The sequence below is a fragment of the Roseateles sp. genome (genome assembly GCF_039595595.1).
In the GTDB taxonomy this organism is placed as follows: Bacteria; Pseudomonadota; Gammaproteobacteria; order Burkholderiales; family Burkholderiaceae_C; genus Roseateles.
Genome location: NZ_JBCNLG010000032.1, coordinates 16353 through 39709 on the forward strand (window position 1 = coordinate 16353; position 23357 = coordinate 39709).

Here is a 23357-nt window from a genome sequence, read left to right on the forward strand (position 1 = left end):
GCCCGCCCAGCGGGATGGATGGAAATTGTCAGACTATTGAAGCCGGATCGGCCGCGCGCCTGCTGGCGCGCGGCGAGCCGTTCAGACGCGCTCGATGACGAGCGCAATGCCCTGGCCGACGCCGATGCACATCGTGCAGAGCGCGTAGCGGCCGTTGATGCGGTGAAGCTGGTTGATCGCCGTGGTGACCAGGCGGGCGCCGCTCGCGCCCAGCGGATGTCCGAGCGCGATGGCGCCGCCGTTCGGGTTCACGCGCGGATCGTCGTCACGCAGGCCGAGGTCGCGCAGCACGGCCAGTCCCTGGGCCGCGAAAGCTTCGTTGAGCTCGATGACGTCCATCTGATCCAGCGTCAGGCCGACCTGCGCCAGCACCTTGCGGCTGGCCGGCGCAGGGCCGATCCCCATGATGCGCGGCGCCACACCGGCCGTGGCCATGCCCAGCACGCGGGCCCGCGGCGTCAGGCCGTGGCGGGCGATCGCCGATTCGCTGGCCATCAGCAGCGCGCAACTGCCGTCGTTGACACCGGACGCGTTACCCGCGGTCACGCTACCGTCCGGTCGGACGACGCCCTTGAGCCTGGCCAGCGCCTCCAGGCTGGTCTCGCGCGGATGCTCGTCCTGGCGCACGATGACCGCGTCGCCCTTCTTCTGCGCAATGGTGACCGGGCAGATCTCGGCGTCGAAGAAGCCGCTGCGCTGGGCCGCCAGCGCCTTGGTCTGGCTGGCCAGCGCCATGCGGTCCTGGGCCTCGCGCTCGATGCCGAAATCGGTGGCGACGTTCTCGGCCGTCTCCGGCATCGAATCGACGCCATACCGCGCCTTCATCGCCGCATTGACGAAGCGCCAGCCGATCGTGGTGTCGTAGATCGCGTTCGCGCGCGAGAACGCCGATTCGGCCTTGGGCATGACGAACGGGGCGCGGCTCATGCTCTCGACGCCACCGGCGATCAGCAACTGCGCTTCGCCGGCGCGGATCGCGCGGGCGGCGCTGCCGACCGCATCCATCCCCGAGCCGCACAAGCGGTTCAGCGTCACGCCCGGCACGTCGATCGGGAGTCCGGCCAGCAGCGCCGACATGCGCGCCACGTTGCGGTTGTCCTCGCCCGCCTGGTTCGCGCAGCCATAGAACACGTCATCCAGCGCTTCCCAATCCAGCGCGGGATGGCGCGCCATCAAGGCCTGGATCGGGACGGCGCCCAGATCATCCGCGCGGACAGCCGAGAGGGCCCCGCCGTAACGCCCGAACGGTGTGCGCTGGGCGTCGCAAACGAACGCGTGCATGCAAAGTCTCCTGAATATTTATGAGAATGGCGGTTCCGGGGGATCATAGGGGCCCCCAGGAAAAACCTGTGACAAGTTGCACGGCGGCGCCGGGATCATGCGGGAAGCCGCGCGGCTGACCCGCTTTTCATTTAAGTTGCGCCCCAAGGCAGCCGAAGCTGCAGGACGAGGGCGCCTGAACCCGGGCGCGGAACCACCAGAATGAAGGACAGATCGGCCGATCCGCTCATCGATGTGAACCAGCTGAAAGTCGGGATGTTCATCCATCTCGACCTCGGCTGGATGTCACATCCGTTTCCGCTCAGCAGCTTCAAGCTGAGCTCGGAAGAGCAGTTGCTGATCCTGCGCCGGCTGGGGCTCAAGCAGGTGCGCTGGAGCCCCGGCAAGAGCGACCTGCCGTTGGAGGCGACGCCGATGCCGTCGCCCGTGCCCGCGCCGGCGGTGGTCGCCGAATCCCATGGCGCCGAAGACGACGCCCGGGAGCTCCATCGCCGCCAACTGGCCGCGCAGCGCGAGGCGCTGCTGCTGTGCGAGCGCCAGTACGCCGAAGCCGCGACCGCGCTGCGCGACCTGATCGACCTCGTGCCCCGCGATCCGGCGGACGCGCGTGATCGATCCTCCGCGCTGTCCCGCGCCTTGCTCGACAAGATGCTGGTCGAGGGCGACATCAACATCCGTCTGCTCAATGAGGGCGCCGGCGACCGGGGCACCGCGCATGCGCTGAACGTGGCGGTGATCGCGCTGCTGCTGGGCCGCGCCTTCGGGCTGGGCCGCGACGAGATGCTCGATCTCGGCCAGGGCGCCCTGCTGCACGACATCGGCAAGATGGAGCTCACGCCCCGCTTCCGTCATCGCGATGACAGCTTCACCGCGGCCGAGGTCGCCGCCTACCAGCAGCACGTCGCCAAGGGCGTGATGTGGGGACAGAAGATGGGCATCGGCGCCGGTCCGCTGCTGATCATCGCGCAGCACCACGAACACGCCGACGGCAGCGGTTTCCCGCAGCGCCTGAACGCCGATCGCATGAGCATCGGCGCGCGCATCGTGGCCCTGGTCAACCGCTTCGACGGCCTGTGCAATCCGCTGTTGAGCTCCAAGGCGATGACGCCCCACGAGGCGCTGTCGCTGATGTTCGCGCAGGGCCGCAGCCGCTTCGACGCGACCATGCTCAACGCGTTCATCCGCATGATGGGCGTGTACCCGCCGGGCTCCGCGGTCCAGTTGACCGACGACCGCTATGCGCTGGTCGTGGCCGTCAACTCGTCGCGTCCGCTCAAGCCCAAGGTCATGGTTCACGATCCCAAAGTGCCGCGCGACGAAGCGCTGGTGCTGAATCTGGAAGAGCTGCCCGACCTGGGCATCCGCCGCAGCGTGAAGCCGCAGCAACTGCCGCGCGCCTCGCTGGACTACCTGAGCCCGCGCAGCCGCATCGCCTATTTCTTCGAGTCGGCCGGTCCGATGTCGGCGCCGCCACCGCCGCCCGGAGAGATGGCCGCATGAGCTTCCCGGCCGCCCGAGTCGCCGCCGCGCCGCCCGCGGCGTTCAACACCGCTTTCCTGCCGCTGATCGACGGGCTGCAGGAGGCGGTGTGGCTGGTCGACGCCCGCACCCATTGCGTCGTGGCGGTGAACGCGGCCTCGCTGCAGCTGCTCGGCCTCCCGGCGAAGGAACTGGTGGGCGCGAGCATCGAATCGCTGGCCTCGACGCCCGAGGACGCGCTGTTCTGGATGGACGCCGCGATCGGCCGCCGCGAAAGCCTGCACAGCGACACGATGATGCGGCACGCCGATGGCCGGATGCTCTGGGTGTCGCGCCGCATCAGCCATGTCTCGCAGCCGCAGGGAGATGGGCTGTGGCTGGTCGCGATGCGCGACCAGACCCAGCAGCGCCAGCACGACGAGGAACGCGAGACGCTGCTCGCCGAGCTCCGCGCGACGCTCGAATCGACCGCCGACGGCATCCTCGTCACGGACCTGGCGGGCCGCATCCGCAGCTTCAATCAGCGGCTCGCTTCGCTGTGGGGCATCCCCGAGGACCTGCTCAACGAGCGCAACGACGAGGCCGTGCAGGCCTGGATGCGGCGCAGCGTCGTCGATGGCGCCGCCTACGCGATGCGGCTCGGCGCGATCCAGGAGTCGCCGCTGCTGCACACCAGCGACCACCTCAAGCTGATCGACGGCCGCGTGCTCGAGCGCGTGTCACTGCCGCAGTGGAGCCGCGGACGGCCGATCGGCCGCGTGTACTCGTTCCGTGACCTCAGCGAGAAGCTCGCCGCGCACCAGCGCATCGAGGAGCTGTCGCACAACGACATGCTCACCGGGCTGCCGAACCGCCGTGCGCTGATGGAGCGCGTCGACTACGCGCAGGCCATGGCGCGCCGCGAGACCACGCCCTTCGCGCTGCTCAACGTCGACCTCGACCGCTTCAAGCAGATCAACGACACGCTGGGTCATTCGTACGGGGACCGCGTGCTGAAGGAAGTCGCGCTGCGCCTGAAGGAATCGCTGCGCGAGGTCGATACCGTCGCGCGTCTGGATGGCGACGAGTTCGCGCTGCTGATCCATCAGGCCGACGCGCGGGGCGCCGAGCACGCCGCGCGGCGCGTTCAGGAGGCGATGTCGCGGCCGTTCTGCTTCGACACGCTCAGCTTCACCGTCACCTGCAGCACCGGCATCGCGCTGTTCCCGGGCGACGGCGCGGGCGCCGAGGCGCTGCTCGCCAGCGCCGAGCGCGCGATGCACTGGGTCAAGGAGAGCGGCCGCGGCGCATTCCGCTTCCACCAGCCGCGCAAGGACGTGGACCTGCTGTCGCGCATGCGGCTCGACCATGCGATGCGTCAGGCCTTGCAGGAACGGGAGTTCCGCCTGCACTTCCAGCCGCAGGTCGCGCTCGAGACCGGTGAGCTGATCGGCGCCGAAGCCCTGATCCGCTGGCGCGATCCGCTGCGCGGCGACGTGCCGCCGTCCGAGTTCATCCCGGTGGCCGAGGAGAGCGGCTTCATCGTCGCGATCGGCCAATGGGTGCTGCAGCAGGCCGTGGCGCAGGCCGCCGCATGGCTTCAGCAGGGGCTGCGCGTGCCGGTGGCGGTCAATGTGTCGGCGCTGCAGTTCCAGCAGACCCAGTTCGTCGAACAGGTCGCGCAGGCGCTGCGCACCTATGACCTGCCGCCGTCGCTGCTGGAGCTGGAACTCACCGAGTCCGTGCTGCTGCGCGACGCCGAGGAGGCGCTGCACCGGATGCAGGCCTTGTCCGAACTTGGCGTGCTGATGGCGATCGACGACTTCGGCACGGGCTATTCCAGCCTTGGCTACCTGAAGCGCTTCCCCATCCAGCGTCTGAAGATCGACCGCAGCTTCGTCAAGGGGCTGCCCGGCGATGCCAGCGACGCGGGCATCGTCAACGCGATCATCCAGATGGGTCGCGCGCTGAATCTGAAGGTGATCGCCGAGGGCGTCGAGACCGAGGCCCAGCGCGAGTTTCTGGCTCGCTGCGGCTGCCATGAGTACCAGGGTTTCCTGTGCGCGCCGGCGCTGGAGACGCGTGCCTTCGAGGAGCGCCACGCCCAGATCACGGCGCAGGCCGAGGCCGCGAAGGCAGCAATCGCCCAACGCGCGGCGCCGCGTCCGGCGCGGGCCTCGGTGCATCTGCTGCGCGGCGGCTGAGCGCCGGCGCGACAGCGGCGGGAATCCGGTCCGACCCTGAGCGGGGTCGGGAGACCTCTCCACAGACACGCGCGTGAGGGCGGCACAATGCGCCGATGGCCGCCGTCAACGGCCGGGAGACAAGCGTGCTGTACAAGTTCAAGTCGAAGGCCGGTGCGGACGTGATCATGCTGGCCGCTCACGGTGACCGGGCGCTCGAGGCGCTGGGCCGGAGCGCGTCGCCGCAGGGCATCTTCCAGTCGGCCGACCTGCCCGGGCTGATCGCGCGGGGCGAGGCGGCCATCGCCCAGGAGCAGCAGGCGCACGAGCGCGCCGCCGAGGAAGCTCAGGCCGAGGGCCGCAAGCCACCGCCCAAGCCGGAGGTCATGCTCCGCCAGCGCCTGTGGCCGCTGCTCGAGCTGATGCGCGCCGCGCAGGCCGCGGGCACCGACGTGGTCTGGGGCGTCTGAGTGGAGTCCACCCTGATCCTGGCGATCCGGCACGGCGAGACCGCCTGGAACCGCGAAGGCCGGTTGCAAGGCCACCTGAACCTGCCGCTCAACGAACTCGGGCTGAGGCAGGCGCGGCGCCTCGGTGAGGCGCTGGCCGATCAGGCCATCGATGCGGTCTATTCGAGCGACCTCGACCGCGCGGCGGTCACCGCGCGCCATCTGGCCAGGCCGCACGGCCTGGAGGTTCGCCTGGACGAGCGGCTGCGCGAGCGCGCGTTCGGCGTCCACGAGGGCAGGCTCTGGACCGAGATCGAGGCCACCTTCCCCGAGGACGCGCTGCGCTGGCGCCGCCGCGATCCCGATTTCCAGCCGCCTGGCGGCGAGAGCCTGACGATGCTCGACGCGCGGGTCACCGCCGTCGTGTCGGAGCTGGCGGCTCGGCATGCCGGCCAGACCATCGCGGTGGTCGCGCACGGCGGCGTGCTGGACTGCCTGTACCGCGTCGCGACCCGGATCGACCTGCAGGCGCCCCGGAGCTGGGTGCTGGGCAATGCCAGCGTCAACCGGCTGCTGCATTCGCCGCAGGGCTTCACGCTGGTGGGCTGGAACGACGACCAGCACCTGCAGGGCCTGACGCTCGACGACCCAGGCGTGCCGGGATTCATCCCCGCCACGCCGCAGGCGCTCAAGGCCTGACCCTGGAAAGGCGGCCGCAAGCCGCCGGCATCGAAAGAGGCGCCGCATCGAGCGCCCGTCGAGGAGACCATGACCGACGCACAGATCATCGTGCTGGCCACGCCCGTGTTCTTCGCCCTGATCGGGCTGGAGTACTGGGTCGGCGTGCGCCGCGGCCGCAATACCTACCGGCTCAACGATGCGATCAGCAGCATCGCACTGGGCATGCTCAGCCAGGTGGTGGGCGTGCTGACCAAGCTGTTCACGCTGGGCCTCTACACCTGGGTCTTCGAGCGCGCGGCGCTGACGCGGCTTGACGCTGGCGCCTGGTGGGTGTGGCTGAGCGGCCTGCTGCTCTACGACTTCCTCTACTACTGGCATCACCGTCTTGGCCACACGACGGCGCTGCTCTGGGCCGCTCACGCGGTTCACCACCAGAGCGAGGACTACAACCTGTCCACCGCGCTGCGGCAGACCGGCAGCGGCTGGCTGGCCGGCTGGATCTTCTACATGCCGATGGCCCTCCTGGGTTTCCCGCCGCTGGTCTATGCCGTGGTCGCGCTGGTGGACCTGCTGTATCAGTTCTGGGTCCATACGCAGCAGATCGGCAAGCTGGGATGGTTTGATCGCTGGTTCTGCTCGCCGTCGAACCACCGTGTGCATCATGCTGTCAACGACCGCTATCTCGATCGCAACTACGGCGGAATCCTCGTGATCTGGGATCGAATGTTCGGCAGCTTCCAGGAAGAGCTGGATGAGGAGCGATGCGTCTACGGCACCCGCGACGCCTTGCGAAGCTGGAACCCCTGGACCGCCAACGTGCAGGTCTATGCGCGGCTGCTGGCCAAGAGCCGGCGCACGCCGCGCTGGCGGGACAAGCTGCGCCTTTGGTGGGAGCCCGCGCACTGGGAACCGGGCATCGGCGCGCGCATCGCGCCCGGCTACGACCCGTTCCAGCGGCCGCTGTTCGACCCCGAGGTTCCGTCCTCGCACGCCGGCGCCGCCGCCGTGGCCTTCATCGCGCTGCTCGGTGGTGTCGCGCTGTTCCTGTGGAACGCGCATCGGCTGGGCCCGCTGGCGCAGGTCGCCGTGCTGGCGGGGCTGCTGGCGGGGCAGGTCTTGACGGCCCGGCTTCTGACGCCTCGCGTCACTCAGGAACACCCCTAACGGGGAACTGTTGCAATTTCGCGTCGGGCGTGATGGGTGCGTGCAACGCACTTCTATACTCCGCACACCTTGCAGTAAAGCCATTGAGCCAGACCGGCTGAAACCTCCAACTGATGAAGGTGGGTATGAAAAAGATTGCATTCGCTGCGGCCATCGCGGCTCTCTCCGTCCCGGCGTTCGCGCAAAGCTCCGTCACGCTTTGGGGCCGCATCAACACCTCGGTGGAAAGCATCAAGCGCGGCGACAACGACCGCGTCGCCTCGGTGATCAACAACAACTCCCGTCTGGGCTTCAAGGGCACCGAAGACCTGGGCGGCGGCCTGAAGGCCAGCTTCGCGCTGGAGCACGGCCTGAACTCGGACGACGGCCGTCAGACCAACTCGGCGTTCTGGAATCGTGAAGCCAGCGTGCAGCTGTCGGGCGATTTCGGTGCGGTCCGTCTGGGCCGCTGGACCCCCGGTTCGTACTACGCCACCGCCGACTACGTGTCGATGCACAACCACGACACCGGCACGTCGGAAGACAAGCTGTACTCGGGCGCCGGCTTCACGCAGACCAACAAGGTCGGCTACTTCACCCCGAACGTCAACGGCTTCAACGGCGAGTTCGCCGTCCACGCCGGTGAAGGCGTCGATCCGCGCGGTTACGACGTCGCGCTGAACTACGACCAGGGCCCGATGCACCTGGGCGCTGGCTACAGCAAGCAAGGTTCGGCCAAGCAGTACGCGATCCGCGGCCTGTACGAACTGGGCGCGTTCACCTTCGGCGGCTACGCGCAGCGTGAAGAGTCGGGCACCCCGCAATCGCCGGGCGCCAAGGACAGCCGCTGGATCGGCCGCGCCGCTGTGATGTACACGATGGGCCAGTCGGAATTCCACCTGAACGTCGGCGGCACCAAGGCGGGCGCCTACTCGTTCAACAATGGCCGTAACGGTGGCAAGCAGTACACCGTGGCCTACAACTACAACCTGAGCAAGCGCACCAAGGTCTACGCGTTCTACACGGCCGTGGACGCGAACACCCCCAACAAGGTGGACGACCTGAGCTCGTTCGCTGTGGGTGTCCGCCACAACTTCTGATCTTCGGATCAACCAGCGGAAAGGCGCTCCTCGGAGCGCCTTTTTTCATTGGGGCCGCGCCGCCGATGGCGCGCCTTCAGCTGAGCAGCTCTTCAGTCGAAGAGCTGCCCGGCCTGCTTGGGCGGTGCGACGCCCAGGTGGCGGTAGGCTGCGAGCGTCGCGATCCGGCCGCGCGGGGTGCGCTGCAGAAAGCCCTGCTGAATCAGGTAGGGCTCGATGACGTCCTCGATGGTGCCGGGCTCCTCGCCGATGGCGGCAGCGACGTTGTCCAAGCCCACCGGCCCGCCATCGAAGCGGTGCACCACCGCCTCGAGCAGCTTGCGGTCCATCAGGTCGAATCCAAGCGGATCGACGTCCAGCATGGCCAGTGCCTTTTCCGCGATCGCGCGGGTGATGGTGCCGTCGGCCTTGACCTCGGCGTAGTCGCGCACGCGGCGCAGCAGCCGGTTCGCGATCCGCGGCGTGCCGCGCGAACGCCGCGCCACTTCCAGGGCGCCGGCCGGCTCGATCGCCGCGCCCAGCAGCGACGCCGAGCGCGTCACGATGCGCTGCAGCTCCTCGGCGGTGTAGAACTCCAGCCGCGCGACGATGCCGAAGCGGTCGCGCAGCGGATTGGTCAGCATGCCGGCGCGCGTGGTCGCGCCCACCAGCGTGAAGGGCTGCAGGTCCAGTTTGATCGAACGCGCCGCAGGCCCCTCGCCGATCATGATGTCGATCTGGTAGTCCTCCAGCGCCGGATACAGGATTTCCTCGACGACCGGCGACAGCCGATGGATCTCGTCGATGAACAGCACGTCGTTGCGCTCGAGGTTGGTCAATATCGCTGCGAGATCCTTGGGCTTCTCGAGCACCGGCCCGCTGGTCTGGCGCAGGTTCACGCCCAGTTCGGCGGCGACGATGTGGCTCAGCGTCGTCTTGCCCAGCCCCGGCGGGCCGAACAGCAGCACGTGGTCAAGGGCCTCGCGCCGCTTCTTCGCGGCGCCGATGAAGATCTCCAACTGCTCGCGCGCCTTGGCCTGGCCCACATATTCGTCGAGCAGCTTGGGCCGCAACGCGCGCTCGATCGCGTCCTCGTTCGGCGAGGCCGGGTGCGCGCTGATCAGGCGCGCCTGCTGGGGCGCGGGCGTGAAGTCGTCGGTCTGGATGCTCATGGCGCGGGGTGGGGCGGGGCGGACGTCGCGGGTCGGCCGATCATGACAGGTGCTTCATCGCCAGCTTGATGCCTTCGCTGACGCCGATGTCCGCTGGCAGCGTCTTCAGCGCGGCGCCGGCTTCCTTCTCGCTGTAGCCCAGCGCGACCAGCGCCTGCAGGATGTCCGCCTGCGCGTCGTTGGCGACCGACACAGGGAGCGACAGGTCCGGGCTCAGCTTGCCCTTGAGTTCCAGCAGCAGCCGTTCGGCGGTCTTCTTGCCGATACCCGGCACTTTCACCAGCCGGCCCGCCTCCTGCTTGGAGATTGCCTGCGCCAGGTCGCCCACCGACATGCCAGAGAGCAGCGACAGTGCCATCTTCGGCCCGACGCCGCTGATCTTGATCAGCAGGCGGAAGGTGTTGCGCTCCTCGGGGGTCAGGAAGCCGAAGAGCACGTGCGCGTCCTCGCGGATGCTCAGGTGGGTCAGCAGCGAGGCGCGTTCGCCCAGGCCAGGCAGGTTGAAGAAGGTGCTCATCGGCACGTCGACTTCGTAGCCGACGCCTTGCACGTCGATGAGGACCTGCGGAGGCGATTTTTCCGCGATGACGCCGGTGAGCTTGCCGATCATGGGCGGGGATTATCCGCGTTCGCCGGGCATTCGATGGCGATTTGCTGGATATCCGTCCAGTATTTTCCCGAGGCCGGCGGCAGTCGCCGGTGGCGTGGCTCAGTTGCGCCCGAACAGGCCCAGACGCTGCGCCTCCAGCGCGGCCTCGGCGCGCGAGCTCACATTGAGCTTGCGGTAGATCTGCTTGACGTAGTCGGCGATGGTGTGGCGCGACAAGCCCAGCTGCACGCCGATCTCCGGCAGCGTGAAGCCCTTGGCGACACGCAGCAGGACCTCGGTTTCGCGGTCGGTCAGGGAAACCTCATGCAGCACCTGCGCGGCCTGCGGCCGGCGCTGCGAGGTGAAGTAGGCGATGACCTTGCGGGCGATCGACGGCGACAGCGGCGGCTCGCCCTGGCTGATGCGCTGCAGCTGCTCGACCAGCAGTTCGCGCGACTGCTCCTTGAGCAGATAGCCGAAGGCGCCGGCCTGCAGCGCGGGGAAGAGGTGTTCGTCGTCGTCGTGGATGGTGACGATGACGGATTGGACTTCGGGCTGCTTCTCGCGCAGCGCGGAGATCACTTCGACGCCAGAGCCGTCCGGCAGGCCCAGGTCGAGCAGCGCCAGCGTGAAGCGCTGGCTGCTCACCTGCTGTAGCGCATCCTGCACTCGCGAGCATTCGGTGACGACCGCGTTGGCGAAGACCTGCTTCACCAGCACCTTGAGCCAGGCGCGGATTTCGGGAATGTCTTCGAGGAGCAGGATGTGGTTCATGGCGCGGGATTCTTGCTCAGGAAAGCGACACCCGCCGGGATGCTGGCGGGTGTTTGCAACGGTACGGCTTTCTCGCCGGGCTGACCATCCCGATCAACGCCCGAGTGTGGCGCCGGCGGCAATGGATCACGCCGCGGCCCCGATCGCGGCGGCCCGTGCGGCGCCAGGCGCGATCAGAGCGGGATCGTCAGCCGGATGACGGTGCCCCAGCCGGGGCCGGACTCGACCAGGCACTGGCCATGCATCTGCTTGGCGCGCGCCTTCATGCTGGCCATGCCATGTCCCTTGTCCAGGCGACCCTCGAGTTCGAGCGGGATGCCCTGACCGTTGTCCTGGATCACCACCGAGAAGTAGCCGTCCTGCGCCGAGCAGCTGATGACGCAATGGGTGGCGCCGCTGTGCTTGATGATGTTGCTGACCGATTCGCGCAGGATGCGCGTGGTCTGGACATAGGCGCGGGCGGGGAAGGTGTGCTCGATGTCCTCCGCGGGGGATTTCCATTCGGCCAGGATGTTGGCCTGCGCCAGCCGGGAGACGACCTCCGCGCGCCAGTCGCCGAGCGCGTCCAGCAATTGGACCGGCTTGCCGGTCAGGCCGCGCACCGACAGGCGCATCTCTTCGAGCGCCTCGCGCGCAAGTGTCGAGATCCGGTCCGATTCGCTGGTGTGGACGATGGTCAGCAGCTTGGCGCCGAGGTCGTCGTGCAGGTCGGCGGCAATGCGCTTGCGCTCGCGCTCGGTGACCTGCTCCAGCTTGGCCTCGGCGACCTGGTCGAAGTGGCGTTCGAGTTCGGCGATGCGTTCCTGCAGCCGCAGCTCGCCTTGCAGCACGGCCAGCTCCGATTGCGTCAGCGCGCGGGCGAACTCGCGCACGCGCTGCAGCCCCAACCCGATCAGCGACAGCGGCCCCAGGATGCCGGCCAGCCCGCTGCCGGGCAGGGCCCAGGCGGACACGACCGCCAGCGCGCCGAAGCCGATCAGCACGCAGCTGATGACGAAATCGGAGGGCGGATAACGCTCCTCCAGGGTGGGCAGGAACATGTCCTGCCACCGTTGCCACAGATGCCAGCCCATCACGATCAACAACTCGGCGCCCAGCCACCAGAGCGCGAAGGCGGCGACGCGCGCCGCCGGTATCGGAAGCAGCAGGGCGGCGGGAAAGAGCAGTGCCTGCGCGATCAGCAGGCGATGCAGGCGCCGGTCGCGGCGGCGCATGCGCCGCATCAGGTAGTGCACCGCGCACCAGAGCATCCAGGGGGCGAGGATCACGGCGATCGCCGATGGCCAGGGCGCCAGCGGCGCCAGCCCCACCATGAGGATCCAGCCTGGCATCAGCGCCAGCAGCCAGCCGATGTGGCGTTGCGCGCGGCGCTGCCAGATCAGCAGTCCCAGCACGAAGGCCATCAGCACCAGCGCCGACTGGAGCCCATAGGCCAGCAGCGGCGCCAGCCGGGCCCAGACCGCGGCGAAGGTGCCGGGAGCGGCACCGGCGCTGTTCCCGGTCGCCGCGTCGGCCACCTGCGCCAGGCACACCGGAACGGCCAACGACAGCGTCACGGCGATACCGGTCGCGGCACGCCGGGATCGGCCTCCCCGTCCGTGCGCGGTCTCGTCGCGGCCGGCCGTGCTCCCCTGTTGTTCTGTGGTCCGCTGCATGGGGGGCGATTGTGCAGGCGGGACAGGCACGCGGCGCACCGGCGCGCCACAATACCGCCCTCAACCCCCCTGAATACGGAGCCCGCGCCGCTTTGAACCTGCGCCACGCCTTCACCCCCGCCGACAACCGGCGTCTGTCGCACCTGTGCGGCCCCCTGGACGAGCACCTCCGCCAGATCGAGGCGGCACTCCCCGTGCGCATCACCCATCGCGCCGAGCATTTCAATGTCGAGGGCGATCGCGCCGCCGCGCAGCGGACGGTGACGCTGCTGGAGACGCTCTACGCGCGCGCCGACCGCGCCATCCCCGGCGAGAGCCTGCGGCTGGCGATCGTCGAAGCGGCCAACGATGTCACCGCGCCAGCCGCTGGCGCCGGCGCGCAGGACCCGGACGGCGACAACGTCGTGCTGCGGACCCGCCGCGCGGATCTGGCGGGGCGCACGCCCAACCAGCATCACTACCTGCGGCGCATCCTGTCGCATGACATCAGCTTCGGCATCGGTCCGGCCGGCACCGGCAAGACCTTCCTGGCGGTGGCCTGCGCGGTGGACGCGCTGGAGCGCTCGACGGTGCAACGCATCATCCTGACGCGGCCCGCGGTCGAGGCCGGCGAGCGGCTGGGCTTCCTGCCCGGCGACCTGACGCAGAAGGTCGATCCCTACCTGCGGCCGCTGTACGACGCGCTCTATGACCTGATGGGCTTCGATCGCGTCACCAAGGCCTTCGAGAAGGGTCAACTGGAGATCGCGCCGCTGGCCTTCATGCGGGGCCGGACGCTGAATCACGCGTTCGTGATCCTCGACGAGGCGCAGAACACGACGCCCGAGCAGATGAAGATGTTCCTGACGCGCATCGGCTTCGGCAGCAAGTGCGTGGTGACCGGCGACACCAGCCAGATCGACCTGCCGCGCGGCATGCACAGCGGGCTGGTCGATGCGGAGCAGGTGCTGGACGGCGTCGAGGGCATCGCGATCACCCGCTTCAACCGGACCGACGTCGTGCGGCATCCGCTGGTGGCCCGCATCGTGCAGGCCTACGAGGATCGCGCGGAAGTGGCGGCGCGCGAGGAAGCCCGCGAGCAGCAGGAGCGCGAGGCCCGCTTCGCTGAAGAGCGCGAGGAGCGCCGCCTGCGCGCGATCCAGTTGCGCGAGGCGTCCACCCGCTTCGACGACGAACCCGCGACGGCGCCCGCGAAGCCCGCCGCGAAGAAGCCAGCCGCAAAGCGTGCGGTGGCCAGGAAGAGCGCCGCCAAGGCGCCTGCCGCGAAGAAGCCTGCCGTGAAGAAGCCTGCCGTCAAGAAACCCGCGGCGAAGAAGCCGGCTCGCAAGGGAGCCGCCCGATGAGCCGTCCCGAACTGAGCCTGTCGCTGCAATTCGCCGACCCCCGCCACAAGGCGCAACTGCCGCGTCACAAGGTCATCCGCTGGATGCGCGCGGCGCTCGAGCTGCCGGGCGAGATCACCGTGCGCATCGTCGACGCGCAGGAGGGCCAGGCGCTCAACCGCGAGTACCGCTCGAAGGATTACGCGACCAACGTGCTGACCTTCGACTACGCGCACGAGCCGGTGGTCGCGGCGGACCTGGTGATCTGCGCCGAGGTCGTCGAGCGCGAGGCCAGGGAAATGGGCCTGGACCTCACGGCGCATTACGCGCACATGCTGGTCCATGGCACGCTGCACGCGCAGGGCTATGACCACGAGGAAGACGACGAGGCCGAGTGCATGGAAGCGCGCGAGACGGAGATCATGCTCGGCCTGGGCTTCGCCGATCCCTACGCCAAGCGCTGAGGCCGCCGCCCCGGGCGCTACTGCTGCGTCCCGAGGTAGCGCTTGCGCCAGAAGAAGGCGCCGAGCGCGATCGCGGTGACGCCCATCACGGCGACGGCGATCCAGAAGCCGGTCGCGCGGTGGATCAGCGGCAGGGTGTCGAAGTTCATGCCGAAGATGCCGGTGATCAGGTTCAGCGGCAGGAAGATCGCCGTGAGCACCGTCAGCGTGCGCATGATGTTGTTGGTGCGCTCGCCGGTGAGCGAGAAGTGCATCTGCACCGAGGTCTCGGCCGAGGTCTCGAGCCGCCGCACATGCGTCAGCACGCGCTCCACATGCTCGAGCACGTCGCGCGAGCGCACGCGGAGCAGCTCGCGCTCGCGCTCCGCGCGCGCGTCGCCGGCCGGCCATTCGCCCAGCGCGTCGATCCACTCCTGCACCGCACTGCGCTGGTCCTCGCACAGGTCCTCCAGGCGCGAGAGCGTGTCACGGGCGTGCAGCACGACCTGCCAGTCGCGGAAGTGGCCGCGCCGGTCCAGCAGCAGACCCTGCAGCGTGGTGAGCTGGCGGGTCAGCAGCCGGCGCAGGTCCAGGTAGCTGTCGACCATGTGGTTGACCATGCGCAGCATCAGCTCGGCGGGGCTGTTGGGCAGCCGGGTGCTGCCGCGCAGGTCGCGGCCCTCCTGCTGCGCGCCGAGCTTGCCCGCGAAGTAGTCCCGCAGCGAGCATTCGCCCGGATGCACGGTGATCAGCACGCGGTCGAACACGGCGAAGCCGACCGGGCTGGTGTCGATCGCCTGGAGCGCCTCGTTGGCGGCCGCGGCGGTGCGGGGGCCGTCCTCGGCCAGGTACTGCTCGCTGCCCGGCATGGTCGCGAGCCGGCGGAACACCATCAGGTCGTACCAGCTCGTGTAGTCGAAGTGGGACGGCAGCTGCGGGTTCATCAGGTCCGACACATGCAGATCGAGCAACTGCGCCCCGGTCCAGCGCAGCAACCGCTGCTGCAGCGTGCCGAGCTGGAGCTCGAACTCGCGGCGCGGCAAGCCGATCCAGAGGAAGCCCTCGGGCGGGAGGTCCTCCGGCAGGGCGGCGAGTTCCTCGTAGACCGCGTCGCTGAGATGGAACAGACGCATGCGTCGGGCGGGCAGCCGGCGTGCCGCGGGTCAGTAGCCGGCCTTGATCAGGCGTGCCGCGTCCATCGCGAAGTAGGTCAGCACGCCATCGGCCCCGGCGCGCTTGAAGGCCAGCAGCGCCTCCATCATCACGGCGTCGTGGTCCAGCCAGCCGTTGGCCGCGGCGGCCTTGATCATGGCGTACTCGCCGCTGACCTGGTAGGCGAAGGTGGGGACGCGGAACTCGTCCTTCACGCGGCGGACGATGTCCAGATACGGCATGCCGGGCTTGACCATGACCATGTCGGCGCCTTCGGCCAGGTCCAGGCCGACCTCGCGCAGCGACTCGTCACCGTTGCCCGGGTCCATCTGATAGGTCTTCTTGTCGGCCTTGCCCAGGTTGGTGCGCGAGCCCACCGCGTCGCGGAACGGCCCGTAGAAGGCGCTCGCGTACTTGGCGCTGTAGGCCATGATCCGCGTGTGGATGTGGCTGTCGGCTTCCAGCGCGGCGCGGATCGCGCCGATGCGGCCGTCCATCATGTCGCTGGGCGCGACGATGTCCACGCCCGCCTGGGCTTGGACCAGCGCCTGCTGGCGCAGCAGCTCGACCGTGCGGTCGTTCAGGATGTAGCCCTGCTCGTCGAGCACGCCATCCTGGCCATGGCTGGTGTAGGGATCGAGCGCGACGTCCGTCAGCACGCCCAGGCCCGGGACCCGCTCCTTGAGCGCGCGCACGACGCGCGGGATCAGGCCGTCCGGATTCGTCGCCTCGATGCCGTCGGGCGTCTTCAGCGAGGGATCGATCGCGGGGAACAAGGCCATCACCGGGATGCCCAGTTCCACGCATTCCTCGGCGACGGGGAGCAGCCGGTCCAGGCTCAGCCGCGACACGCCGGGCATCGACGCGATGGGTTCGACGCGGTTCTCTCCCTCATGGACGAAGACCGGGAAGATCAGATCGCTGGCGTGCAGGCGGTGTTCGCGGACCAGCGCCCGGGTGTAGGCATCGCGGCGCAGGCGACGGGGGCGGCTGGCGGGATAGGGGGCGGGAAGTTGCATGGTTTCCGAGAAATTCCACCGGTTCGAGGGACCGCTACATGGAAAGACGTAGATTTCGAAATTCGGCAGATCTGTTAAAGTCGCTCTTGAATGATAGCCGCTCGGTTGTCATTCCCTGCTTTTCCTCCCTGAGCAGGAGCCTTAACGTGATGACAGCGATAAGGCTTTCCGACCCCGGCTGTGAAGCCGGGGTTTTTTTTCGCGCCATCCATAATGCCGCGATGCTCTGGATCAAAGCCCTCCACATCATTTTCGTCGCCGCGTGGTTCGCGGGACTGTTCTACCTGCCGCGGATCTTCGTGAACCTGGCCATGGTCCCCTCCGACAGCCACGCCGAGCGCGAGCGCCTGCTGCTGATGGGCCTGAAGCTCTACCGCTTCAGCACGATGCTGATGGTGCTCGCGCTGGTCTTCGGGCTGACGCTGTGGGGCTATTACGGCATCGGCCGCGGGCCGGGCAATGGCTGGATGCATGCCAAGCTGGGCCTGGTGGTGCTGGCGATCGGCTACCACCACGTCTGCCGGGCGTTCCTGCGCAAGTTCGAGTTGATGGCCAACCGCCGCAGCCACAAGTGGTTCCGCGTGTTCAACGAGGCCTCGATCCTGCTCTTCGCGGCGATCGTGATCCTGGTCGTGGTCAAGCCCTTCTGATCCGGCAATGCAGCGGCGCAGCTCCGCCACCTGGCTGGCCCTGTGCTACGCCGTGCTGGTGCTCTACGCCAGCCTCTACCCGTTCTGGCCCTGGCGCCTGCCGCCCAGCCTGCCCTGGCCGGGCGTGATCGGGCTGCCCTGGCCGCGCTACTGGGGGCGCTTCGACATCTGGGTGAACGTCGCCGGCTACTGGCCGCTCGGGCTGCTGTGCTTCTCGGCCGTGATCCGCAGCGGCGGCGGCCTGATGCGCGCGCTGCTGCTGTCGCTGGCGGGGCTGCCGCTGCTGTCGTTCTCGATGGAGACGCTGCAGTATTTCCTCCCGGGACGGGTGCCCTCGCTGGCCGATTTCCTGCTGAACAGCGCCGGCGCCTGGCTCGGCGCCTTCTGCGCCTGGGTGCTGCTGCGGCTGGGCGGGCTGGCGCGCTGGAGTGGCTGGCGCGAGCGCTGGTTCGTGCCGCACAGTGCCGGCGCGCTCGCGCTGCTGGCGATGTGGCCGGTCGGCCTGCTGTACCCGGCGCCCTTGCCGCTGGGGCTGGGCCAGCTCTTCCCGCGCCTGCGCGAATGGGCCGAGACGCTGCTCGAGAACACGCCCTGGGAGCTGGCGCCGCAGGAGCTCCTCGACGACCTGCCGCTGCCGCCCGGCCTCGAGGCCATCGCCATCGCGATGGGCCTGCTGGCGCCGTGCCTGCTGGCGCTGTCGGTGGCGCGGCCGGGCTGGCGACGCTTCCCGCTGGTCCTGGGGGCGGCGGCGATCGGCGTCACCACGACCGCGTGGTCGACGCTGTTGAACTTCGGCCCCGATCACGCTTGGGCCTGGCTGACCGCGACGACCGCCCCCGGTCTCATCCTGGGCGGCGTGCTCGCGCTGCTGGCGGCCTTCATGTCACGCCGCGCGAATGCGGCCTGGGGCCTGGTCGTGCTGACGGCGCTGATCGCGCTGATGGCCGAGGCGCCGGCCGATCCCTACCTGCTCGAGAGCCTGCAGTTCTGGGAGCAGGGCCGCTTCGTCAACATGTACGGCCTGGCGCAATGGGTGGGCTGGCTATGGCCCTTCGCGGCGCTGGCATGGCTGCTCTACGGCGTCACGCAGAGCGACCGCGCGGCCGATCGCACGGCCCCGCCCCCGCCGCCGGCCGCCGATGGGCGCTCTGAAGGACAAGCGGGCCGTGACGGATCGCACGGACGGCCGGTCGGTGAAAACCCTGAAACTACAATCCAACGATGAGCTCGACCAGCTATTACCAGCGCCACATCTTCTTCTGCCTGAACCAGCGCGAGAACGAGAACGCCTGTCTCCAGCACGGCGCGCAGGAGGCCTTCGACCACTGCAAGAAGCGCGTGAAGGCGGAAGGCCTCGCGGGCAAGGGCGGCGTGCGGGTCAACAAGGCGGGTTGCCTGGACCGCTGCGCCGGCGGCCCCGTGGCGGTCGTGTATCCGGACGCGGTCTGGTACTCGTTCGTCGACAACAGCGACATCGACGAGATCGTCGAGCGCCACCTCAAGCAGGGCGAGATCGTCGACCGGCTGGTGCTGGACGACTCGGTCGGCCGCTGACCGGGAGCCCGCATGAATGCCCAGACCCAGCGCCAGCAGATCGCCGGCCCGGCCGGAGACATCGAATGCGCCGTCGATGAACCCGCGGTGGACGCCGGCCCGCTGCGCGGCGTCGTCGTGATCTGCCACCCCAATCCGACGCAGGGCGGCACGATGGACAACAAGGTGGTGCAGACGATCGCGCGCGCCTTCGTGCACCTCGGCTATCGCGCGGTGCGCTTCAACTTCCGGGGCATCGGCAAGTCCGCCGGCGCCTGGGACGAGGGCCGCGGCGAGGTCGACGACGCGCTGGCCGTGATCGCCGCCTTCCGTGACGCGTCGGAGCCGCTGGCGCTGGCGGGTTTCTCGTTCGGCGGCTTCGTCGCGTCGCAGGCGGCGCTCAGGCTGGCGCAGCCGGCCGAGCGGCTGCTGCTGGTCGGCCCCGCTGCGAGCCGCTTCGGCGTCGCGGCGGTGCCGGCCGACACTGTCGTGATCCACGGCGAACAGGACGATGTGGTGCCGCTGCCGGCGGTGCTCGACTGGGCGCGCCCGCAGGCGCTGCCGGTCATCGTGGTGCCCGGTGTCGGGCATTTCTTCCATGGGCAGTTGCCGCTGCTCAAGAACCTCGTGACGCGCAGCTGGCATGCCGCCGGCGTGGCGCGCGCCTGAGGTGTCCCTGAGGATTTCTCCCGCATGAAACGATTCTTCGCCTCCCTGGCCCTCGGCGTGGGCCTGTCCAGCTTCCTGATGGTGACCGGCGCGGCCGCGCAGGCGCCGACGCCGCCCGAGGTCGCGGCCCGCAACTTCATCCTGCTGGACCTGACGACCCACCAGACGCTCGCCGAGCGCGATGCCGACACGCCGCAGGATCCCGCCTCGCTGACCAAGCTGATGACGGCCTACGTGGTCTTCGACGCGCTCAAGGCCAAGCGGCTGACGCTGGACCAGACGCTGACGATCTCCAAGCGCGCCTGGGACGAGCGCAAGGGCGATCCGTCGCTGATGTTCATCGACACGACGATGACGCCCAAGGTCGACGAGTTGATCCGCGGCATGATCATCCAGTCGGGCAATGACGCCTCGGTCGCGCTGGCCGAGGGCGTGGGCGGCACCGTCGAGCAGTTCGTCGCGATGATGAACAAGCAGGCGCAGGCCTGGGGCCTGAAGAACACGACGTTCACCAACGTCACCGGCATCACCGCGCCGGGTCACAAGACGACGGCGCGCGACATCGCGGTCATCTTCTCGCATGTGATCCAGGACTATCCGGAGTACTACGCCGAGTACTACTCCAAGCGCGAGTACACCTTCAACAAGATCCGCCAGTTCAACCGCAACATGCTGCTGGGCCGCGATCCGTCGGTGGACGGCGGCAAGACCGGCTTCACCGATGCGGCGGGCTACTGCCTGGCGGCCAGCGCGCAGCGCGAGGTGCCCAACGGCAAGCGCCGCCTGCTGAGCGTGGTGATGGGCACGGCCTCGAAGGAGGCCCGTGCCACCGAGAGCCAGAAGCTGCTGAACTGGGGCTACGCGGCCTTCGACGCGGTGCGCCTGTTCGAGAAGAACCAGCCCATCACCACGGTGAAGGTCTGGAAGGGCGCGGCGCCGGAAGCCAAGCTGGGCGCGGCGGATGCGGTCTTCGTCGCGGTGCCGCGCGGCGAGGGCGGCAAGCTCAAGACCGACATCCAGCGCACCGATCCGCTGGTCGCGCCGCTGGCGCTGAACCAGCGCGTGGGCACGCTGAAGGTGACGACCTCGGGCGGCGCGCCGGTGGCCGAGGTGCCGCTGGTGGTGCAGCAAGAGGTGCCGCTGGCGGGCATCTTCGGCCGCGCCTGGGACGCGATCCGCCTCTGGATCAAGTGACGGCACGCTGAGCGGCCCAGAAGGACCGCTCGGCAAGGCCCCCCGCTTGCCGGGGTTGGCGGGCCGGGCTGGCGGCGTACAGTCGATGGCTCGGCGTGACCACATTGCGGGAGCCACCGATGACACAGTCCTGGGTCGATCTGCCTTGCTACCTGAACGGCCATCTCGGCCGGCTCGGCGATGCCCGGGTGCCGGTGATGGATCGCGGTTTCCTGTTCGGGGACGGCGTCTACGAGACGATCCCGGTTCACGGGCGCCGGCTGTTCCGCGTCGACGACCACCTGGACCGGCTCGGCCGCAGCCTGAAGGCGCTGCGCATCGAGGATCCTTACGAGCGCGAGGCCTGGCTGGACCTGCTGCGCAGCCTGGTGGCGCATCTGCCCGACGTCGAGGACCAGACCATCTACCTGCAGGTCACGCGCGGCGTCGCGGCGCGCGGCCACGCGATGCCCGCGGACATCGAGCCGACGGTGCTCGCGTACACGCAGCCGCTGATCGCGCTCTCGCCGGAGCAGCGGCATCAGGGCCTGAGCTGCGTCACGGCGCGCGATTTCCGCTGGCAGCGCGGCGACATCAAGAGCACCTCGCTGCTGGGCAACGTGCTGGCGCGGCAGGTGGCGGTGGACCAGGGCGCCGACGAGGTCGTGCTGATCCGCGACGGCTTCGTGACCGAGGGCTCCAGCAGCAACGTCTGGATCGTGCGCGACGGCGCGCTGCTGACGCCGCCACCGGGCGAATCGCTGCTCGAGGGCGTGCGCGTGCGGGTGCTGAAGGAGCTCTGCGAGGAACTGGGCATCGCCTGCAACCTGCGTCCGATCGCCGAGACCGAGCTGCCGACGGCCGACGAGATCCTGCTGACCTCCGCCAGCAAGGAGGTCGCGCCGGTGACGCGGCTCGACCACGAGCCGGTGGGCCACGGCGCGCTGCGCGGCAAGCCCGGACCGGTGTACGCCAAGCTCTACGAGGCGTACCAGCGGGCCAAGGCCTTGCAAAGCCTCTGACCGGCTTCATTTGAGATTCCCACCATGACGACTTCCTTCACCAACGCCCCGATTCCGCCTGATCAATCGCTGATCGAGTACCCGTCCAAGTTCCCCATCAAGGTGATGGGCGCACAGGTGGAGGGCTTTCTCGAGGCGATCGTCAGCGTCGCGCGGCAATTCGATCCGGCGTTCGACGCAGCGACGGTCGAGCAGCGCCCGAGCAAGGGCGGCAACTACCTCGGCCTCACGATCACCGTCACCGCGACCAGCCGCGAGCAACTCGACGAGCTCTATCGCACGCTGACCACGCACCCGATGGTCAAGGTCGTCCTCTAAGCCCCTCTAAGCCGCGCGCAGCCCCGCTTCGGGCAGCCCGCGTCGTTGCAAATCCTCGCCATAGCGCTGCTATGGCTCCGGTTTGCGCCTAGCGGGCCCTCCCGAAGCGGGGCCGCGCGCAGCTTAGAGGCATCATCCGTCAGATCGTCCCCGCATCGGCGGCGAGCGCGTCGTCGACGGCTTTGAGCTTGTAGGGCGCGGCTTCGTCGCCGTTGCGCGCGGCGACGTCGTACCAGTAGCGCGCCAGGCGCAGGTCGCGCTCGACGCCCAGGCCCGATTCGTACATCGACGCGATCAGGTACTGCGCACCGACGTCACCACCCTTGGCCGCCTCGCGGTACCACTGCGCAGCCTGCGGGAAGTCCTTGGCCGCGCCGCGGCCCAGGTAGAACGCAGTGGCCACGGCCACCTGCGCGTCGACGCTGCCATGCTCCGCCGCCTTCAGGTACCAGGACTGGGCCTGGACCAGGTCGGGGCGGCCGTCCTCGCCCTGCTCGTGGAACTGGCCCAGCGCCAGTTCGGCGCGCACCAGGCCCCGGCCCGCGGCGCGCACGAGCAGCGAGCGCGCGAAGCGGGGATCGGGCTTCGGCACCTCGGACCGCAGATGCATCATCGCGAGGTTGTAGTCGCCCAGCGCGACGCCCTGCTGCGAGAGCTGCCGGAACTGGCGCTCGGCAGCGGGCAGGTCGCCGCGCTCGTAGGTGGCCAGCGCCTGTTCGAGCGTCGTGCGCGCGGCTGGCGTGGAGGCCGAGGCGGCAGCGGGCAGCGCGAGTCCGAGGGCGATCGCGGCGGCGGCGAGGCCAGTGAAGTGGCGCGTGAGGTGGCGCGGCATGGCGCACTCCTGAATGTCCCGATGGCGGCGATGCTAGGCCCATCGCGGCTAGCATGCCGGGATGCTGATCAAGACCCTGGGCCGCGTCGACTATGCGGCCACGCTGGACGCGATGCGCGCGTTCACCGAGGCCCGCGGCCCCGACACCCCCGACGAACTCTGGCTCTGCGAGTTCGATCCCGTCTACACGCAAGGCCTGGCGGGCCAGGCCGATCATGTGCTCGACGCCCAGGGCATTCCTGTCGTCCAGACCAATCGTGGCGGGCAGGTGACGTATCACGGGCCGGGGCAGGTGGTCGCCTATCCGCTGGTGGACCTGAAGCGGCTGGGGATCTTCGTCAAGGAGTACGTGTTCCGCCTCGAGACCGCGGTCATCCAGACCCTGGACGGTTTCGGCGTGACGGGCCACCGGGTGGCCGGCGCGCCCGGCATCTACGTGCGGCTGGACGACCCGGGCGCGCATGGCGCGCTGACCGGGCCGGCCGATCCGGCGGACCCGTTCCGGGGGCTGGGCAAGGTCGCGGCGCTGGGCATCAAGATCAGCCGGCACTGCACGTACCACGGCGTGGCACTGAACGTGGCGATGGACCTGAAGCCCTTCCTGGGCATCAATCCCTGCGGGTACGCGGGGCTCCAGACGGTGGACCTCGGTACACTCGGGGTTTTCACGGACTGGGCCACGGTGGCCCGGCGGTTCGGAGATCGGCTCAGCGCCCAGCTCCAACCCTGAGGCCCCAACGCGGCAACCGAGAGAGCGCCT

22 protein-coding genes and 2 pseudogenes are annotated in these 23357 nt (G+C 69.1%); 16 read left to right on the forward strand and 8 right to left on the reverse strand.

Going from position 1 to position 23357, the window contains the following annotated elements; translation table 11 throughout:
- Positions 1-81 precede the first annotated feature (81 nt).
- Positions 82-1281 carry a 3-oxoadipyl-CoA thiolase gene (gene pcaF, locus ABDW61_RS23550; protein ID WP_343642251.1) on the reverse strand — a complete coding sequence of 400 codons (1200 nt, stop codon included), beginning with the start codon at positions 1279-1281 and terminating at the stop codon, positions 82-84.
- A 201-nt stretch (positions 1282-1482) separates the two neighbouring features.
- On the opposite strand from pcaF, the gene ABDW61_RS23555 reads away from it, so the two are divergent.
- The 6 genes and pseudogenes from ABDW61_RS23555 to ABDW61_RS23580 all read left to right on the forward strand — a co-directional run bounded on the left by ABDW61_RS23555 (position 1483) and on the right by ABDW61_RS23580 (position 8295).
- On the forward strand, positions 1483-2781 hold the full coding sequence (locus ABDW61_RS23555; RefSeq protein ID WP_343642253.1) for a DUF3391 domain-containing protein: 1299 nt from the start codon (positions 1483-1485) through the stop codon (positions 2779-2781).
- Positions 2778-4943 (forward strand): EAL domain-containing protein, encoded by a 2166-nt coding sequence (locus tag ABDW61_RS23560; protein WP_343642255.1) that lies wholly within the window; start codon positions 2778-2780, stop codon positions 4941-4943. Before ABDW61_RS23555 ends, ABDW61_RS23560 begins: the two co-directional genes overlap by 4 nt.
- Before the next feature lie 95 nt (positions 4944-5038).
- The gene (locus ABDW61_RS23565) at positions 5039-5392 is read left to right on the forward strand and encodes a DUF1840 domain-containing protein (protein WP_343642257.1); all 354 of its coding nucleotides are present in this window, start codon (positions 5039-5041) and stop codon (positions 5390-5392) included.
- Positions 5393-6070: a histidine phosphatase family protein gene (locus ABDW61_RS23570; protein ID WP_343642259.1), complete on the forward strand. Its 678-nt coding sequence runs from the start codon at positions 5393-5395 to the stop codon at positions 6068-6070.
- A 69-nt stretch (positions 6071-6139) separates the two neighbouring features.
- Positions 6140-7129, forward strand: a pseudogene (locus ABDW61_RS23575) (sterol desaturase family protein); the annotation flags it as partial.
- A gap of 212 nt (positions 7130-7341) precedes the next feature.
- Positions 7342-8295 (forward strand): porin, encoded by a 954-nt coding sequence (locus ABDW61_RS23580; protein ID WP_343642261.1) that lies wholly within the window; start codon positions 7342-7344, stop codon positions 8293-8295.
- 92 nt (positions 8296-8387) lie between these two features.
- On the opposite strand, the gene ruvB is transcribed toward ABDW61_RS23580, so the two are convergent.
- The 4 genes from ruvB to ABDW61_RS23600 all read right to left on the reverse strand — a co-directional run bounded on the left by ruvB (position 8388) and on the right by ABDW61_RS23600 (position 12464).
- Positions 8388-9446, reverse strand: a complete 1059-nt coding sequence (gene ruvB, locus ABDW61_RS23585) for a Holliday junction branch migration DNA helicase RuvB (protein ID WP_343642263.1) — start codon at positions 9444-9446, stop codon at positions 8388-8390.
- A 40-nt stretch (positions 9447-9486) separates the two neighbouring features.
- The gene (gene ruvA / locus ABDW61_RS23590; RefSeq protein ID WP_343642265.1) at positions 9487-10056 is read right to left on the reverse strand and encodes a Holliday junction branch migration protein RuvA; all 570 of its coding nucleotides are present in this window, start codon (positions 10054-10056) and stop codon (positions 9487-9489) included.
- A gap of 99 nt (positions 10057-10155) precedes the next feature.
- A complete protein-coding gene (locus tag ABDW61_RS23595) occupies positions 10156-10809 on the reverse strand; it encodes a response regulator transcription factor (protein ID WP_343642267.1) in 654 nt (217 codons plus the stop codon).
- A 173-nt stretch (positions 10810-10982) separates the two neighbouring features.
- Positions 10983-12464 (reverse strand): ATP-binding protein, encoded by a 1482-nt coding sequence (locus ABDW61_RS23600; RefSeq protein ID WP_343642269.1) that lies wholly within the window; start codon positions 12462-12464, stop codon positions 10983-10985.
- A gap of 92 nt (positions 12465-12556) precedes the next feature.
- On the opposite strand from ABDW61_RS23600, the pseudogene ABDW61_RS23605 reads away from it, so the two are divergent.
- Positions 12557-13504: pseudogene (locus ABDW61_RS23605) on the forward strand (PhoH family protein); the annotation flags it as partial.
- A gap of 299 nt (positions 13505-13803) precedes the next feature.
- Positions 13804-14250 carry an rRNA maturation RNase YbeY gene (gene ybeY / locus ABDW61_RS23610; RefSeq protein ID WP_343642270.1) on the forward strand — a complete coding sequence of 149 codons (447 nt, stop codon included), beginning with the start codon at positions 13804-13806 and terminating at the stop codon, positions 14248-14250.
- Between the two features lie 17 nt (positions 14251-14267).
- Here ybeY and ABDW61_RS23615 read toward each other — a convergent pair whose 3' ends face one another.
- Entirely contained in the window at positions 14268-15362 is a 1095-nt protein-coding gene (locus ABDW61_RS23615) for a magnesium transporter CorA family protein (RefSeq protein ID WP_343642271.1), read from the reverse strand.
- Between the two features lie 30 nt (positions 15363-15392).
- A complete protein-coding gene (gene hemB / locus ABDW61_RS23620) occupies positions 15393-16400 on the reverse strand; it encodes a porphobilinogen synthase (protein WP_343642273.1) in 1008 nt (335 codons plus the stop codon).
- A 221-nt stretch (positions 16401-16621) separates the two neighbouring features.
- Here hemB and ABDW61_RS23625 point away from each other — a divergent pair, with 221 nt between their 5' ends.
- From ABDW61_RS23625 to ABDW61_RS23655, 7 genes are all read left to right on the forward strand, one after another.
- Positions 16622-17050, forward strand: a complete 429-nt coding sequence (locus ABDW61_RS23625; protein ID WP_343642275.1) for a CopD family protein — start codon at positions 16622-16624, stop codon at positions 17048-17050.
- A gap of 7 nt (positions 17051-17057) precedes the next feature.
- The gene (locus ABDW61_RS23630) at positions 17058-18275 is read left to right on the forward strand and encodes a VanZ family protein (protein WP_343642276.1); all 1218 of its coding nucleotides are present in this window, start codon (positions 17058-17060) and stop codon (positions 18273-18275) included.
- Positions 18272-18604 carry an NAD(P)H-dependent oxidoreductase subunit E gene (locus ABDW61_RS23635; RefSeq protein ID WP_343642277.1) on the forward strand — a complete coding sequence of 111 codons (333 nt, stop codon included), beginning with the start codon at positions 18272-18274 and terminating at the stop codon, positions 18602-18604. The genes ABDW61_RS23630 and ABDW61_RS23635 overlap by 4 nt, the downstream gene beginning before the upstream one ends.
- A 12-nt stretch (positions 18605-18616) precedes the next feature.
- Positions 18617-19252, forward strand: coding sequence for an alpha/beta fold hydrolase (locus ABDW61_RS23640; RefSeq protein WP_343642279.1), 636 nt, complete (start codon positions 18617-18619; stop codon positions 19250-19252).
- A gap of 24 nt (positions 19253-19276) precedes the next feature.
- Complete coding sequence (locus ABDW61_RS23645) at positions 19277-20446, forward strand: D-alanyl-D-alanine carboxypeptidase family protein (RefSeq protein WP_343642280.1); 1170 nt, start codon at positions 19277-19279, stop codon at positions 20444-20446.
- 119 nt (positions 20447-20565) lie between these two features.
- Positions 20566-21447 (forward strand): D-amino acid aminotransferase, encoded by an 882-nt coding sequence (locus ABDW61_RS23650; protein WP_343642281.1) that lies wholly within the window; start codon positions 20566-20568, stop codon positions 21445-21447.
- A gap of 24 nt (positions 21448-21471) precedes the next feature.
- Positions 21472-21765, forward strand: coding sequence for a DUF493 family protein (locus tag ABDW61_RS23655; RefSeq protein ID WP_343642283.1), 294 nt, complete (start codon positions 21472-21474; stop codon positions 21763-21765).
- 139 nt (positions 21766-21904) lie between these two features.
- Here ABDW61_RS23655 and ABDW61_RS23660 read toward each other — a convergent pair whose 3' ends face one another.
- Complete coding sequence (locus ABDW61_RS23660) at positions 21905-22597, reverse strand: tetratricopeptide repeat protein (protein ID WP_343642284.1); 693 nt, start codon at positions 22595-22597, stop codon at positions 21905-21907.
- Positions 22598-22658: 61 nt separating this feature from the next.
- Here ABDW61_RS23660 and lipB point away from each other — a divergent pair, with 61 nt between their 5' ends.
- Positions 22659-23327, forward strand: a complete 669-nt coding sequence (gene lipB / locus ABDW61_RS23665) for a lipoyl(octanoyl) transferase LipB (RefSeq protein WP_343642286.1) — start codon at positions 22659-22661, stop codon at positions 23325-23327.
- Positions 23328-23357: the final 30 nt, after the last annotated feature.

Bases quoted from the DNA above. Each gene is read 5' to 3' on its own strand.
- ybeY (WP_343642270.1), top strand. From the start codon at position 13,804: ATGAGCCGTCCCGAACTGAGCCTGTCGCTGCAATTCGCCGACCCCCGC.
- ABDW61_RS23555 (WP_343642253.1), top strand. From the start codon at position 1,483: ATGAAGGACAGATCGGCCGATCCGCTCATCGATGTGAACCAGCTGAAA.
- ABDW61_RS23615 (WP_343642271.1), bottom strand. From the start codon at position 15,362: ATGCGTCTGTTCCATCTCAGCGACGCGGTCTACGAGGAACTCGCCGCC.
- ruvA (WP_343642265.1), bottom strand. From the start codon at position 10,056: ATGATCGGCAAGCTCACCGGCGTCATCGCGGAAAAATCGCCTCCGCAG.
- ABDW61_RS23560 (WP_343642255.1), top strand. From the start codon at position 2,778: ATGAGCTTCCCGGCCGCCCGAGTCGCCGCCGCGCCGCCCGCGGCGTTC.
- ABDW61_RS23600 (WP_343642269.1), bottom strand. From the start codon at position 12,464: ATGCAGCGGACCACAGAACAACAGGGGAGCACGGCCGGCCGCGACGAG.
- ABDW61_RS23565 (WP_343642257.1), top strand. From the start codon at position 5,039: ATGGCCGCCGTCAACGGCCGGGAGACAAGCGTGCTGTACAAGTTCAAG.
- pcaF (WP_343642251.1), bottom strand. From the start codon at position 1,281: ATGCACGCGTTCGTTTGCGACGCCCAGCGCACACCGTTCGGGCGTTAC.
- ABDW61_RS23630 (WP_343642276.1), top strand. From the start codon at position 17,058: ATGCAGCGGCGCAGCTCCGCCACCTGGCTGGCCCTGTGCTACGCCGTG.
- ABDW61_RS23580 (WP_343642261.1), top strand. From the start codon at position 7,342: ATGAAAAAGATTGCATTCGCTGCGGCCATCGCGGCTCTCTCCGTCCCG.
- ABDW61_RS23650 (WP_343642281.1), top strand. From the start codon at position 20,566: ATGACACAGTCCTGGGTCGATCTGCCTTGCTACCTGAACGGCCATCTC.
- lipB (WP_343642286.1), top strand. From the start codon at position 22,659: ATGCTGATCAAGACCCTGGGCCGCGTCGACTATGCGGCCACGCTGGAC.
- ABDW61_RS23655 (WP_343642283.1), top strand. From the start codon at position 21,472: ATGACGACTTCCTTCACCAACGCCCCGATTCCGCCTGATCAATCGCTG.
- hemB (WP_343642273.1), bottom strand. From the start codon at position 16,400: ATGCAACTTCCCGCCCCCTATCCCGCCAGCCGCCCCCGTCGCCTGCGC.
- ABDW61_RS23635 (WP_343642277.1), top strand. From the start codon at position 18,272: ATGAGCTCGACCAGCTATTACCAGCGCCACATCTTCTTCTGCCTGAAC.
- ABDW61_RS23640 (WP_343642279.1), top strand. From the start codon at position 18,617: ATGAATGCCCAGACCCAGCGCCAGCAGATCGCCGGCCCGGCCGGAGAC.
- ABDW61_RS23625 (WP_343642275.1), top strand. From the start codon at position 16,622: ATGCTCTGGATCAAAGCCCTCCACATCATTTTCGTCGCCGCGTGGTTC.
- ABDW61_RS23660 (WP_343642284.1), bottom strand. From the start codon at position 22,597: ATGCCGCGCCACCTCACGCGCCACTTCACTGGCCTCGCCGCCGCCGCG.
- ABDW61_RS23595 (WP_343642267.1), bottom strand. From the start codon at position 10,809: ATGAACCACATCCTGCTCCTCGAAGACATTCCCGAAATCCGCGCCTGG.
- ruvB (WP_343642263.1), bottom strand. From the start codon at position 9,446: ATGAGCATCCAGACCGACGACTTCACGCCCGCGCCCCAGCAGGCGCGC.
- ABDW61_RS23645 (WP_343642280.1), top strand. From the start codon at position 19,277: ATGAAACGATTCTTCGCCTCCCTGGCCCTCGGCGTGGGCCTGTCCAGC.